Below are 14,486 nucleotides of genomic sequence, written 5' to 3' on the forward strand. Positions count from 1 at the left end.
GGCGCTTGGGTGAAAGGAGGAGGGGCGAAATCTCCCACGGTCTGTGCTGCGTCAACAGTCAGAATCGAGCCTTGTCCCTCCTCCTCCCTTCAAGTCCTACCATACAAGCGAGCCTGCTCCGGGCGGCGTTCCGACGAAGGCGGTCTGTCAGTTGCTGGACTTGTCGAACTTGTCCGGATCTTCGTCTTCGGGCAGATCCTCATCCGGCTCTTCGGGATTGGCCGTGGTATGTGCCGGGCTGTTCGGTTCGGGATGCGTGGGAACCGGGTCGAATGCGCCCTGCTCTTCACTGGGGAATTTGGGATCGTTCATAAGGCACCTCGCAATGAGTCGGATGGAATACTCTGTACATTCGAGGTGCCGGTCGTGGCAGTCGTTCCCGTCAATCCGCAACCGCAGGTCGGCGGATCAATGGCGAATCAGGACGGCGCCTGCAAATGGCTGACGATTTCGTCTTTGACCTTCAGGCGCCTCTCTTTGAGCTTTTTCAATGCGTCGTCGGTGGGAGCATCTGAGGTGGCCGTTTCGGCTTTGACCACATCGGCGTCGGCTTGGGAATACTTGTTGATCAGTGAATCCAATCGTGGATCCTGGGTGCGTTTTTGCTGGATCTCTTCCTTCGTGTAACTCAAGTCCTGAAACAGGTCATGGGGAACCGGCATGGAACACCTCCGTCAGTTGATCGGCTGGCCAACGCGACCGATTGCGCTGGCCAGTTATCAGAATGGCCTCGGTTGCACGGTTCTGTCGACCACCTGTCAGACCAGCGGTGCCCGTTCGTCGCCCTGTCGCAAATGCGATCAAACCTTTGCTCGCCGTGTTCCCTCCATTGGTTAACACCAACAAAAACTGCGTGGAGATACACCAATGGACGGATTCAACCTGCGTCATCTGGTCCTGGCTGTCGCGTTGAGCAGCGGCATGGGCAGCGCTTTCGCTGCGACTGACAATGACTTCGTCGATAACGCCGCTGCCGGTGGTATTGCCGAAATCGAAACCAGCCGCCTCGCCTTGGAAAAAAGCCAATCGGCTGACATCAAGGCCTTCGCCAATATGATGATCACCGACCATGGCAAGGCCAACGATGAGCTGGCGACCATTGCCAAAGCTAACGACATCGAAGTCCCGGACACCACGACATTGGTCAAACAGGCCAAGGAAAAAATCCTCGAAGTGCGTGATGAGTCTTTCGACGCGGCGTACGCCAACAATCAGGTGAAGGCGCACGAAGAGACCATCGAGCTGTTCAAGAAACAAGCCAATACCGTGACCGATGACAAGGTCAAAGGTGCGACGGAACTGAAGGCGTTTGCGCAGAAAATGTTGCCGGCGCTGGAGAAACACCTCGCCGCCGCCAAAGAATTGCAGGCCAAGCATCCGAGCAAGTAAAAAGCTTTACCCTCACCCCAGCCCTCTCCCGGAGGGAGAGGGAGCCGGCCGAGGTGAATGTTCGAGTTACGCCGACCTGAAACTTCGGCTTCGAACTCAGGTACTGGAGTGCAACTCCGATTTTGAACTGCCCCCGATCGGCTCCCTTTCCCCTCGCCTTTCCGGAGAGCGAGACGGAGCCGATCGTGTTGAATGTTCGAGTCACACCGATCTGAAATCTAGAGTTGAACCTGGCTTTTGAAAGGCACCGAGATCGGCTCCCTTCCCCCTCTCCCCCCTGGGGGAGAGGGCTGGGGTGAGGGGGATCGATGTCAGCAACACCACCACATCCAAGCGAAAAAAGGCCGCATCCTAAGATGCGGCCTTGTCATATCCACCGAACATCAACCGCCATCCGTATCAATATCAGCATCCGTCTCCTCCCCCGGCTTCGCCCGATCCGGCTGCGGTTTGAAACCCGGGCTGAACTCGTTGTCGTTGTCCGTGTGCTTGTTCTTCTGATCCACTGCCGGGTCTGCGCTCTGCGCCTGACCATCCTCGCCCTGCTGCTGTGTCGGCGACGGTTGCCCCGGCACCTGCGGGTCAATCGCTGGATCATTGCGGTTAATCGGCTCGCCAGATTGGCTCTGCTGCTTCGTTTGCTCGTTCATGGCCACCTCGTTGGTCAAACACGCCCGACACACATCCGCCGGGTGTTAAAGATTCGAAGCCTGGCCCGCGCCAACGTTCAAAACTTCGCCGCCCGCTTGATGGTGCCAATCGGAACGCCGCAATTACCGGCTCAAGGCCCGAGCCAGAAACGGCGCGGTTTTGCTCTTCTTGCTCGCCGCAACCTTCTGCGGTGTACCCGCCACCACGATTCGACCGCCCTGATCCCCCGCGCCCGGCCCGATGTCGATCACCCAGTCACTCTGCGCGACCACGCGCATTTCGTGCTCAACGACAATCACCGTGTGCCCAGCCGTCACCAGCGTATCCAACTGCTCCAGCAACCGATCGACATCACGCGGATGCAGCCCGGTGGTCGGTTCGTCCAGCACGTACAAGGTCGCGCCGCGCTGGTTGCGTTGCAATTCGGTGGCCAGTTTGATCCGCTGCGCTTCGCCACCGGACAACTCCGTGGCCGGTTGCCCCAGGCGCAGATAACCCAGGCCAATATCGCGCAGCACTTCGAGTGACCGGCGAATCCCCGCTTGCTCGGCAAACACCGTCACCGCTTCCTCGACGGTCAATTGCAGCACCTGCGCAATGCTCAAACCCTCCCAGAGAATCGCCAGGGTCTGCGGGTTGTAGCGCGCGCCATGGCAGGTCGGGCACGGCGCATAAACACTGGGCATGAATAACAACTCGACACTGACAAAGCCTTCACCCTCGCAGGTGGCGCAACGGCCCTTGGCGACGTTGAAGGAAAACTGTCCGGCGTCGTAGCCGGCAGCCCGTGCCGCGTCGGTCGCGGCGTAGAGCTTGCGCACGTTGTCGAACAGCCCTGTGTAAGTGGCCAGATTGGAGCGTGGCGTGCGGCCGATGGGTTTCTGGTCGACCTGCACCAGTCGCTTGATCGACTCCAGCCCCGACGTCACCTGGCCGCTGCTGACCTGCGGCGCGGCGTCCTCGAGGCTGAGTTCTTCCGGCTCACTGTCTACCGTCGGCCGCCCTAACTGCGCGCCGACCAGTTCCAGCAAGGCCTGACTGACCAGACTCGATTTGCCCGAGCCAGACACGCCGGTCACCGAGGTAAAGCAGCCCAGCGGAAATTCAGCACTGAGATTATTCAGGTTATTGCGGGTGATCCCGTCGAGCTTCAGCCACGCCGTCGGTTTGCGCGCGGTGCGTGCCTGGCGCTGCGCTTCGGCAAACAGGTAGGCGCGAGTCTGCGATTGCTCGATCTCGGCCAGACCTGCCGGCGGGCCGCTGTACAGCACCTGCCCACCCTGCTCGCCCGCCGCCGGGCCGACGTCGATCAGCCAGTCGGCGCGGCGCATGGTTTCCACGTCGTGCTCGACCACAAACAGCGTGTTGCCGTCCGCCTTCAAGCGCTGCAACGCCTCGAACAACGCCTCGCCATCGGCCGGGTGCAAACCGGCGGAGGGTTCGTCGAGCACGTAGATCACCCCGAACAATTGCGAACCCAGTTGCGTCGCCAAGCGCAAGCGCTGCAACTCACCGGACGACAGCGTCGGGGTGCTGCGCTCCAGCGCCAGATAACCGAGGCCCAGATCGGTCAGGGTGCTGACCCGCTCCAGCAGATCCTCGGCAATGCGCTGCGCCGCCAGGCGCTTCTCCAGCGACAGGTTTGGCGTGTGGCGCACGTCTGGCGCGCTGCCGTGGCCGCTGGCACCGTGGGCCACGCGCTGCTGGCGCGCCTCGCGGGTTTGCGCGTGACTTAAGGTCTCGCCGGTTTCTTCAGCGTGTTCGAGGTAGCTGGCCGCCGCCACCGGCCGCAGCACCTCGGCCACTTGCAGCAACGGCATCTGCGACAGCTCGCCGATGTCATACCCGGCAAACGTCACCGACAACGCCTCACGTTTCAGGCGTTTGCCATCGCATAACGGGCAAGGGCTGCCGAGCATGAACTGCGAAACGCGCTTCTTCATCAGCGCACTTTGCGAGTGAGTAAACGTGTGCAGAATGTAGCGCCGGGCGCCGGTGAAGGTGCCCTGGTAACTCGGCTCCATCTTGCGTTTGAGGGCCACGCGGGTTTCTTCCGGGGTCAGCCCGGCGTACACCGGCACGGTCGGGGTTTCTTCGGTGAAGAGAATCCAGTCGCGCTGTTTTTTCGGCAGCTTCTTCCATGGAATGTCGACATCGATGCCCATGGTCACAAGGATGTCGCGCAGGTTCTGTCCCTGCCACGCCAGCGGCCAGGACGCCACCGCGCGCTGGCGGATGGTCAGGTTCGGGTCCGGCACCATCAGCGCTTCGGTGACCTCGTACACCCGGCCGAGGCCATGGCATTCGGGGCACGCGCCTTGCGGGGTGTTCGGCGAGAAGTCCTCGGCATACAACATCGGTTGCCCCGGCGGATAACTGCCGGCGCGCGAATAGAGCATGCGGATCAGGCTCGACAGCGTGGTCACGCTGCCCACTGACGAGCGCGTACTCGGCGTGCCGCGTTGCTGTTGCAGGGCCACGGCCGGCGGCAGGCCTTCAATGGAGTCGACATCCGGCACGCCGACCTGATCGATCAGCCGTCGCGCGTACGGCGCCACCGACTCAAAGTATCGGCGCTGGGCCTCGGCATACAAGGTCGAGAACGCCAGTGACGACTTGCCAGACCCGGACACCCCGGTGAACACCACCAGCGCATCGCGGGGAATGTCGACATCAACGTTCTTCAGGTTGTGTTCACGGGCGCCACGTACCCGGACCATGCCGGTGGGCGCTTTGGAGGTGCGTTTGGAAGTCATCGACCTGCCTTGGTGAAGGAATGTTCTACGTTCAGCTACCGAGCACCACCCGAATCATCTGCAACATGGCTTCCGGGCTGTACGGTTTGCCAAGCAAGTGCGTGTCAGGGCTTAACTGGTGATTGCGTGAAATGATGTCGCGGGTGTGCCCAGAGGTGAACAGCACGGCCACCGGCGGTGTCTGCACCTTGGCCCAAGCGAACAGGTCGGAGCTTTTGATCAGCCCCGGCATGACCACGTCAGTGAAGATCAGGTCCACCTCGACACCTTCGAGGAGCATTTGCATGGCCGCATCGCCATGACCGGCGGTCAGCACGCGATAACCCTCCTCGCGCAACAATTCGACCGCCGAAGCGCGCACGGCGTCATTGTCCTCGACCACCAGAATCGTTTCGTGGCCGCCGCTCTGCTGCCTTTGCAGGCTGGGCGCCTCATCAAGGATCGGCCGCAGACTGCGCGGGAAGTACAACTGCACCCGCGTGCCCTCGCCGAGGGTGCTGGTGATCTCGACATGCCCGCCGCTCTGTTTGACGAAGCCAAACACCATGCTCAAGCCCAGCCCGGTGCCCTGACCGTCAGCCTTGGTGGTGAAGAACGGCTCAAACACTTGCTCGAGAATCTCTGGCGGGATGCCGGCGCCGGAGTCACTGACCGCGACGCGGACAAACTCACCGGGAACGATGCCTTTACCGGCACAGAACTCGCGTTCGAGCCGCACGTTAGCAGCGCTGAGCGCAATGGTGCCCTCGCCCTTCATCGCATCGCGAGCATTGATCGCCAGGTTGAGAATGGCGTTTTCCAACTGGTTGCGGTCGACGTTGATGTGCCACGGCTTTTGCGGCAGTTGCACGTCGATCTGAATGGTTTCACCCAGCGCTCGCTGCAGCAATTCGCCGACACCTTCGAAAATCTGCTGCGGGTTGCACACCGCCGGCGACAAAGGCTGGCGCCGGGCGAACGCAAGCAATTGCGAGGACAGCTTGGCACCGCGTTCGACCGCTGCCAGCGAGGCGCTGACGCGGCGCTGCACGTTGGCATTGTTCGGTTCATGGCGCGCGAGCAGATGCAGATTGCCGGCGATCACTTGCAACAGATTATTGAAATCGTGGGCGACGCCGCCGGTCAGACCACCAATCGCTTCGAGCTTCTGTGACTGGCGCAACTGCTCTTCAGCCGCCAGCCGCGCCTCGACTTCTTCGCCTACGCGCTGTTCGAGGTTGCGGGTAAATTTGAGCAGGGATTCTTCGGCAATCTTGCGTTCATGAATGTCGATCAGGACGCCGGGGAAGCGCAACGGCGCACCGTGTTCGTCGAACTCACAGGCGCCACTGGCCAACACCCAGGAATAACTGCCGTCACTGCGCCGCACGCGATATTCGGCGTTATACGGTTCACCGGTCTGCACGGAATGGACGACCCGCTCCTGCACCCAGGCGGCGTCATCGGGATGAATGCGCGACTCGGCGATGTCCTGCGGGAGGTCGCTAAGATCCTGATCCGGCGGATAGGAGAACGTGCGGGCGAATCGCTCGTCTGCCGACAACGTGTTGTTTTTCACGTCCCAGACAAACGAGCCGAGCAAGGCCCCGGCATTCAACGCCAGACGCACCCGCTCGTTGTCGGCGCGGTAAGCACTTTCGGCTTCCTGCCGCCGGCGTTCGGAGTGCATGAACTCGGTGGTTTCCACCACCATCGCCATCACTCCGGCCGGCTTGCCGTCATCATTGGCCACCGGGCTGTAATACAGGTCCATCCAGACGTCTTCGGGGACGCCATCGCGCAACAGCACCAACTCTTTATTGCGAAACGACAAGGTGCCGCCGGCCAGGCAGGTATCGACCACATTCCGGTTGAAATCGGCGACTTCCGGCCAGCCCAGCTCCACCGGCGCACCGAGTAGATACGGGTGCCGACCACCGGCAAATTTCGAATAGGCGTCGTTGTAGATCATGTACCCGGCATAGCCCCAGAGCATGACCATCGGCAGCGGCGACGCCAGCATCAGTTGCACCGCGCTGCACAGGCTGGCCGGCCAGCTGTTCAGCGGACCGAGTTCAGTATGGCTCCAGTCGAACGCACTGATGCGCCCGGCCATTTCGCCTTTCCAGCCGTCACAACCATGGCTATCGGATAAAAACTGCATCGACTGACTCAGTGTCCTGTGGTGATTGCCCGATAAATCGCGACGCCATAACGACGCGACGCCCGTCTGTTTCGAGCGCCTCCAGTCGCATTGGTTTCATATGATATATAGCCGATTTCATCCCCTCCCGGAACCTAAACCCCGATCAGGTGCTTGAGCGGATGGTAGCCGGTTTTCATTTTGGCGGCGGCGTCGAGAATGGCCTTCTCGATGCCGTTCAGATGCGTGCAGGTCAGCTCGATGGCGGCGCTCTGATTGCCGGCCTCGATGTATTCGATCAGGCGCAGGTGTTCGTTGTCGCGGCAGACTTCATGGCTGTCGTCGTCCAGCGCTGCAGCGTATAGCGAAGCGCGGGAGATCAGTTTCTGGAACCAGTCGAGCAGCACCGGGTTATTCAGGCTGCACGCCAGTTTGATGTGGAACTCACCGAGCAGATGGATCAGCCGTTCGTGATCTCCCGCCGCGTGGGCTTCATCTTCCAGCAGCAGGTGTTCGCGCAAATCCTGCATCGCCGCGCTGTCCTTGCGCCGGCACAGTTCGGTAACGATGCCGATCTCGATCAGCCGGCGGGTTTCAAACAGCGAGCGGAGCTCTTCATTGCTCGGCAGCGACACCGATGCCCCTTTATTCGGCTCGGTGGTGACCAGTCCATCGGCCTCCAATTGCTTCAATGCCGCGCGCACCGACGTGCGGCTGACATTGAATAATTCGGCTAGCGAGGCCTCACCCAGTTTCATCCCCGGGCGCAACGAACGCTTGCTGATCGCCTCGTAAACCCCTTGGTAGACGCGGTCGACCGTGGTTTCCGGTTTCTTTTCGGTCATTTGGGCACTCCTTTAACGTCGAGCAACTGAGTGCCACGCAGGATATAGCCTTCGGCTTCGAGATGCAGGGTCTTGATTGCACGTTGAGTGCGGATCACCCATCGAGGCGGCGTCGCGCTACCTGCCTGCTCGTTGCAAGCAGGACACATGTGCCGGGAGGGGGCGGTGAGCAGGCTCACGCGTACATTTGATCTTTCCCACGCAGTGCGTGGGAAAGATCTTACCGGGTTCAGTCAGTGCCGTACTTCGGCGAGCGCGGGCCGTATAGCAGGCCTGCCCGGTGTCCGGCCGAGAGCAGACGATTGCTCGCCACACCGGCAATCGGGTAGCCGGCATCGGTGGAGCTGTTGATGATCTGCTTCACTGCCGCCGAGATCAGCATGCCGACGATACCGCCGGCATTGCTATTGCCGCCCTCTTCGCTCGACGCCCGGGCCGAACCGGTCCACAGCGTCGTGCCACTTTTCAGGTCGACCAGTTTCGCCGTCGCGGTCACTGCCGTTTCGCTGCTGATCACCATGTAGCGCGTACCGTATTCGGTCACGGTGATGTACAGCGCAGCGTCCGCACCGAAGATTTCCTTCAGTTTGCCTGGCGGTGCCTGATGGATGTCGTCCGGGGTGCTCAGACCATTCTGGCGGAACGTCTCATCAACCAGCGCAATCGGCAGCACGTAGTAACCGGCTTCGGCCAGTGGGAAGGTCACCTGCGACAACAGGCTGTAGGACGCCTTCACATCCGGCGAAGTGTTCAGCGGAGGCAGCACCAGAATGGTTTTCGGCCGCGCCTGTTTGTAGGCCGAGTAATCCACGGTCTTGGGCGCAACGCAGCCACCCAGCACGGTCAGGGCCAGACCGGCGGCCAGCAGTTTCAAGGTGCGCGCGATCATTTCGCGTCTCCGGTCTTGGCGTTTTTGAGCAGGAAATCCATGTACGTTCCGGACTCGGGGAACAGGGTTTTCTCGGTTTTGAACTGCTGCACCATCTGGTCGTCCTTGCCCATGCTCAGATAGAGCAGGCCAAGGTGCGCGTGGTAACCCGGCGGTACGGCCTTGCCGGTGGAGCGGATTTTCTGCAGGTCACGTTCCAGCGCTTCGGCCTGGGCTTCTTTCGGCTCTTCGCCTTTGAAGTATTCGTAGACCTGGGGCTCGTAACCTTCCCACTGGTATAGGGTTTGCGGGCCGGAGGCACAGCCGGCCAGCAAGGCACTGGCGGCCAGCGTCAGCGCCATTAACGAGCGCGACAAATTCAGAGTCATGGGGTGTTGCTCCTTGCAATGGGCGTCGATCAGTTGCCCGGTTTCCAGGCACCGGCGTTCATGCCATCGACCAGACGATTGATCGCCTCGCGCATGGCCAGATCCAGTACTTTGCCGTTGAGGGTGGAGTCGTAGGCAGCGGTGCCGCCGAAACCGATGATTTCGCGGTTGGACAAGGCGTATTCGCCGGCGCCCTGGGTCGAATAGACCACTTCGGAGGTACTGATATTGACGATATTCAGGTTGACCTTGGCGTAGGCCACCTGAGTCTTGCCACGGCCGAGGATGCCGAACAGCTGGTGATCGCCGGTCTCTTTGCGGCCGAACTCGGTGACGTCGCCGGTCACCACGTAATCAGCACCTTTCAGACGCTGAGCCTGGCCCTTGATCGCCGCTTCCTGCTGGATTTCACCCATGTTGTCGCGATCCAGCACGCTGAAGCGGTTGGTCTGCTGCAAATGGGTGATCAGGATGGTCTTGGCCTGACCGCCGAGACGGTCGACGCCGTCGGAGAAAATCCCGCGCATATAGCTGGAACGGTTGTCGAACTTGCCCACGGCCATTGGCACGCGAACGCCGGTCCAGACCTGGGAGGCGCTTTCAACCTTGGCCACCGGCAAGGCGCGCGAGCTTTCGGTCGCGCAACCTGAGAGTGTGCCAGCCATCGTGCCAAGCACAGCAATCGCGACGCCTGAGACCAGCATCCGGGAGATCATTCTCACTGAGTATTCCTTTGAAAAACGGGGATGTCCCGGCACGACAATGCGCAGCGGGAGCTGAAAAGGGGCGGCATTATGACAAAGTGCCATCATTCGTGACAGGTTTTTTTGACGCCAGTGAATTGGCTGTTCCGGACTCGATCGTTCCCACGCTCTGCGTGGGAATGCAGCCACGGACGCTCCGCGTCCGCTCTGACGCGGAGCGTCACGGGAGGCGTTACCACGCAGAGCGTGGGAACGATCAGATCAGGGCGCGCTAATGGAAATCGCGGCTCTGCACGCGGATGCCGTTGAGCAGCGGGCTGAGGTCGCTCAGGCGGCCGGCGATCAGGTGGCGCACTTCGCCTTCGCGCTCCCAGCGGCCGTCGACTTTCAGCAGTTGCGAGCCCACCAGCACTTGCCGTTGACGCTCGGCCAGATCTCGCCAGACCACCACGTTGACGTTGCCGAACTCGTCTTCCAGGGTGACGAAGGTCACACCACTGGCGGTGCCCGGTCGTTGCCGTCCCGTCACCAGCCCGGCGATGCTCACCGGTCGGCCATGTTCGACTTCAAGCAACTCCTGCGAACTGCGGCAGCGCCGGGCTTTGAGTTCGCCGCGCAACAGTGCCAGCGGATGCGGCCCCAACGTGGTGCCGACGGTGCTGTAATCGGCGTGCAGATCCTCGCCAACGCTGGGTTTGGGTAGTACCACCTCCGGCTCCTCCTGACTCGGCAACCCGGCAAACAGGCCCAGCTGTTTCTGCACCCCGGCGACTTCCCAGCGCGCCCGATGCCGATGTCCGGCCAGGCCACGCAACGCCCCGGAATCGGCGAGCAACGCCTGCGCCCGACTGTCGAGCGCCGCCCGCTCGCCCAGGTCGGCGACATCGGCAAATGCCCCGCGCGCGCGCGCCGCTTCGATGCGCCGGGCATCGTCCTCGCGAAAGCCCTTGATCATCCGCAGACCCATGCGAATCGCCGGTTGCACCGTCGTGGTGGTTTCCAGGCTGCAATCCCAGTCACTGGCGCGCACGTCGACCGGGCGGATCTGCAACTGATGCCGGCGCGCATCCTGGAGGATCTGGTCCGGGCTGTAGAAGCCCATTGGCCAGCTATTGATCAACGCGCAGGCGAACGCCGCCGGTTCGTGGCACTTGAGCCAGCAACTGGCGTAAGTCAGCAAGGCAAAACTGGCGGCGTGGGACTCGGGAAAACCGTAGCTGCCGAAGCCTTTGATCTGTTCGAAAATCTGCGCGGCGAACTCCGGCGTGTAGCCGTTCTTCTTCATGCCGGCGGCGAGGCGTTCCTTGTGCGGTTCCAGTCCGCCGTGGCGTTTCCACGCAGCCATCGAGCGACGCAACTGATCAGCCTCGCCGGGGCTGTAATCGGCGGCGACGATGGCGATCTGCATCACCTGTTCCTGAAACAGCGGCACGCCGAGGGTTCTTTCCAGAACAACCTTGAGCTCTGGTGACGGGTAGGTTTCCTCTTCTTCCTTGTTCCGGCGACGCAGATACGGATGCACCATCCCGCCCTGAATCGGTCCCGGGCGGACGATGGCCACCTCAATCACCAGATCGTAGAACTTCGCCGGTCTCAGGCGCGGCAGCATCGACATCTGCGCCCGCGACTCGATCTGGAACACGCCGATGGTGTCGGCGCGGCTGATCATGTCGTAGGTCGGTTTGTCTTCGGCTGGAATCGTCGCCAGGCTCAGATCCAGATTGCGATGGTGGCGCAGCAGGTCGAAGCAGCGGCGAATCGCGCTGAGCATGCCGAGGGCGAGAATATCCACCTTGAGCAGGCCGACTGCATCGAGGTCATCCTTGTCCCACTGAATGATCGTGCGCTCGGCCATGGCGGCGTTTTCCACCGGCACCAGCGTGTCCAGCGGCTGCTCGGAAATCACAAAGCCGCCGGGATGCTGCGACAGGTGCCGGGGGAAGCCGATCAACTGCCCGGTCAGGCTCAGCACCCGGCGCAGCACCGGGCTGTCCGGGTCGAAACCGCCTTCGAGCAAACGCGCGACCGGCGGTGTTTCATCGCTCCAGTGGCCGCAGCAATCAGCCAGTGCGTTGATCTGATCCGGCGGCAGGCCCAAGGCCTTGGCCACGTCGCGTACTGCGCCGGCAGCGTGGTAGGTGCTGACCACCGCCGTCAGCGCCGCACGACCACGGCCGTAACGGCGAAACACGTATTGCAGGACTTCTTCGCGGCGCTCGTGCTCGAAATCGACGTCGATGTCCGGCGGCTCGTTGCGCTCCTTGGACATGAAGCGCTCGAACAGCAGCGTGGTGCGATCCGGGTCGATTTCGGTGATACCCAAGGCAAAACACACCGCCGAGTTAGCCGCAGAGCCACGCCCCTGACACAGAATTTTCTGCTCGCGGGCGAAGTGCACCACATCGTGCACGGTGAGAAAGTAGCTTTCGTAACCGAGTTCGGCGATCAGCTTCAGTTCATCGTCGATCTGCTTGAGCACTTTGCCTTGCGGCCCCTGTGGCCAGCGCCAAGCGATGCCCTCTTCGGTCAGATGCCGTAGCCAGGAACTGGGGCTGTGCCCCTCCGGCACCAGTTCTTTCGGATACTGATAACGCAACTCGCCCAGGTCGAAGGTGCAGCGCCGGGCCAGGCTCATCGACTCATCCAGCAGAGCCTGCGGATACAACTCGCGCAACACTTCGACACTGCGTAAATGCCGTTCGCCATTGGGATGCAGGCGTAACCCCGCCTCGGCCACCGGCACGTGATGACGGATCGCAGTCATGGTGTCCTGCAAGGCACGCCGGCCACGGGCATGCATGTGCACATCGCCGCTGGCCACGGCAGGAATCTGCAACTCGGCGGCCAGCCCCAACATCGCCGCCAACCGCTGCTGATCGTCCTGGCCACGATGCAATTGCACCGCCAGCCACAACCGTTCGCCAAAGGTCTGCTGCAGCCATCGACCCTCCTCCACGTCATCAAGCGAGTCCGGCACCCACAACACCAGCAACCCCGGCAACGGCTCGGCGAAGTCTTCGCGCAGCACCTGATACTGGCCTTTCTGCGTGCGCCGTCGGGCGCGGGTGATCAGGCCGCAAAGCGCTTGATAGCCCGCCAGATTCTCCACCAGCAGCACCAGTTTCGGGCCGTTTTCGATACGCACTTCGCTGCCGATGACCAGCGGTAGCTCCACCGATTTCGCCGCTTGCCAGGCCCGAACGATTCCGGCCAGCGTGCACTCATCGGTGATCGCCAGTGCCTGATAGCCGTGCTTTTTTGCGCGCTGGAACAGTTCCAGCGCACTGGACGCACCGCGCTGAAAACTGAAGTTCGACAGGCAGTGCAGTTCGGCATAACCGTCGTTCATGCAAACCAGCCTTGCAGCCACAGCGGACCGCCCTCACCCACCGCCCGATAAGCCCAGCCCTGCTGTCCGGCGCGATTCTGGATCAGGTAATAATCACGGCGCACGTCGTCACCGTCCCACCAGCCGGATTCGATGCGCTCCGGGCCCATGAGAATCCGCGCCGAACCTTCCGCCACGCTTTGTGGCTCGCCGAGCAACCAGCCCGGACGATGCACGTTCGGCAAGCCTGCGCAGCGTTGTTTATCAACGCCGTGCTGCCACGCGCACTCGGGACGATGATCGGCCTGAAAACGCAACCCCTGCACCGCGTCATCGCCCAAGCGCGCACGCAGGCGTTCGCGCAACTGCTCCCACGGCAAGGTCTGCTGCGGACGGTCGTCGAACAGTTGCTGAAACTGCGGCACGAAACTCGGCAGGTCCTCGGCGCGCAGACGAAAGCCGCGCACGGGCGCCTCGACTTGCACTTGTTCCAGCCGGCCACGGGCCAGTTCGAAGAGCATCGCCGGATCACGTTCGGCGCTGAGCAGGCCGACCTTGATGATGCTGTCCGGCAGCCCGGCGTGTTCCAGGTGCAGATCGAAGCGCTGCACGCCGCTGTCACGCCCGCAGAGGAACGCCGACAGATCGCCGGTCAAACGGCGTAACGGGAACAACAGTGCCTGATGGGACTGCACGTCGAAATTCAGTTCGATGCGTACGTCGAAACGATCCGGCGGCAGGTAAAACGCCAGCGCCAATGGCCGCGCGCCGAACAGCGTGTCGAGATGCTTGAGCATCTGCGCTTCGAAGCGCCGGGCCAGCGCCTGACGCGGCAGGCTCTGCACCTGACTGAGATTGCGCAGGCCCATACGTGATAACGCCGTGGCCACTGCGGGTTCCAGACCGACGCGGTCGACGGGCAACTGACCGAGATGATGCTGCAAGGCCTCGCCGTCCGGCACCACCAAGCCGTCATAGGCGTTGGCCAGCACCCGCGCCGCCACGGGATTCGGTGCCGCGACGATGCGATGGCGGAAACCCAGATCAGTCAGTTCCCGGCGCAGTCGTGCTTCGAACTGCGCCCACGAACCGAACAGACCCAGGCTCGATTCGATCTCGAACACCACGGTGCGCGGGTAATGCACGCTGACCTGCGAGCTGAAACGGTAGGCCCACGCGGCGAGAAACTGCTGCCAGTGTTCGACCTCGGCGGCCTCGTAATCAGCCGTGGCAAAGCCTTTGCTCATGGCCTGGGCGGCGGTCATCGACTGGCCTGCGCGCAAACCAAGCTTGCGCGCCGCCGGATTGACCGCTTGCAACACCCGGCGCTGGGCCGGGCCGTTAAGCAGCACCAACGGTTCATCGGGATCGGGCCGCTGACGCAGCACGGCGTCCAGAGCCAATTGCGGAAACAGGATACACACCCAGCGCATG

12 protein-coding genes are annotated in these 14,486 nt (G+C 62.0%); 1 reads left to right on the forward strand and 11 read right to left on the reverse strand.

Annotation, left to right across the window (positions count from 1 at the left end; all coding sequences use genetic code 11):
• Positions 1-147 precede the first annotated feature (147 nt).
• Positions 148-312: a hypothetical protein gene (locus J0G10_RS17650; RefSeq protein ID WP_007912545.1), complete on the reverse strand. Its 165-nt coding sequence runs from the start codon at positions 310-312 to the stop codon at positions 148-150.
• A gap of 107 nt (positions 313-419) precedes the next feature.
• The gene (locus J0G10_RS17655) at positions 420-662 is read right to left on the reverse strand and encodes a YdcH family protein (RefSeq protein ID WP_095047849.1); all 243 of its coding nucleotides are present in this window, start codon (positions 660-662) and stop codon (positions 420-422) included.
• Positions 663-867: 205 nt separating this feature from the next.
• Here J0G10_RS17655 and J0G10_RS17660 point away from each other — a divergent pair, with 205 nt between their 5' ends.
• Complete coding sequence (locus J0G10_RS17660) at positions 868-1,389, forward strand: DUF4142 domain-containing protein (protein WP_095047850.1); 522 nt, start codon at positions 868-870, stop codon at positions 1,387-1,389.
• A 383-nt stretch (positions 1,390-1,772) separates the two neighbouring features.
• Here J0G10_RS17660 and J0G10_RS17665 read toward each other — a convergent pair whose 3' ends face one another.
• The 9 genes from J0G10_RS17665 to J0G10_RS17705 all read right to left on the reverse strand — a co-directional run bounded on the left by J0G10_RS17665 (position 1,773) and on the right by J0G10_RS17705 (position 14,485).
• On the reverse strand, positions 1,773-2,039 hold the full coding sequence (locus tag J0G10_RS17665; RefSeq protein ID WP_095047851.1) for a hypothetical protein: 267 nt from the start codon (positions 2,037-2,039) through the stop codon (positions 1,773-1,775).
• A gap of 123 nt (positions 2,040-2,162) precedes the next feature.
• On the reverse strand, positions 2,163-4,796 hold the full coding sequence (locus tag J0G10_RS17670) for an excinuclease ABC subunit UvrA (RefSeq protein ID WP_095126638.1): 2,634 nt from the start codon (positions 4,794-4,796) through the stop codon (positions 2,163-2,165).
• A 31-nt stretch (positions 4,797-4,827) separates the two neighbouring features.
• Entirely contained in the window at positions 4,828-6,939 is a 2,112-nt protein-coding gene (locus J0G10_RS17675) for a hybrid sensor histidine kinase/response regulator (RefSeq protein ID WP_220556360.1), read from the reverse strand.
• A gap of 134 nt (positions 6,940-7,073) precedes the next feature.
• Complete coding sequence (locus tag J0G10_RS17680; RefSeq protein WP_095047854.1) at positions 7,074-7,763, reverse strand: GntR family transcriptional regulator; 690 nt, start codon at positions 7,761-7,763, stop codon at positions 7,074-7,076.
• Between the two features lie 229 nt (positions 7,764-7,992).
• Positions 7,993-8,652: a DUF799 domain-containing protein gene (locus J0G10_RS17685; RefSeq protein WP_095047855.1), complete on the reverse strand. Its 660-nt coding sequence runs from the start codon at positions 8,650-8,652 to the stop codon at positions 7,993-7,995.
• Complete coding sequence (locus J0G10_RS17690) at positions 8,649-9,020, reverse strand: DUF4810 domain-containing protein (protein ID WP_220556361.1); 372 nt, start codon at positions 9,018-9,020, stop codon at positions 8,649-8,651. Before J0G10_RS17690 ends, J0G10_RS17685 begins: the two co-directional genes overlap by 4 nt.
• Before the next feature lie 29 nt (positions 9,021-9,049).
• Positions 9,050-9,736, reverse strand: a complete 687-nt coding sequence (locus J0G10_RS17695) for a CsgG/HfaB family protein (RefSeq protein WP_162483052.1) — start codon at positions 9,734-9,736, stop codon at positions 9,050-9,052.
• Positions 9,737-9,995: 259 nt separating this feature from the next.
• Positions 9,996-13,094: an error-prone DNA polymerase gene (locus tag J0G10_RS17700; protein WP_220556362.1), complete on the reverse strand. Its 3,099-nt coding sequence runs from the start codon at positions 13,092-13,094 to the stop codon at positions 9,996-9,998.
• Complete coding sequence (locus J0G10_RS17705) at positions 13,070-14,485, reverse strand: Y-family DNA polymerase (protein ID WP_220556363.1); 1,416 nt, start codon at positions 14,483-14,485, stop codon at positions 13,070-13,072. Before J0G10_RS17705 ends, J0G10_RS17700 begins: the two co-directional genes overlap by 25 nt.
• Position 14,486 lies beyond the last annotated feature (1 nt).

The organism is Pseudomonas germanica, from assembly GCF_019614655.1.
Taxonomy (GTDB): Bacteria; Pseudomonadota; Gammaproteobacteria; order Pseudomonadales; family Pseudomonadaceae; genus Aquipseudomonas; species Aquipseudomonas neuropathica.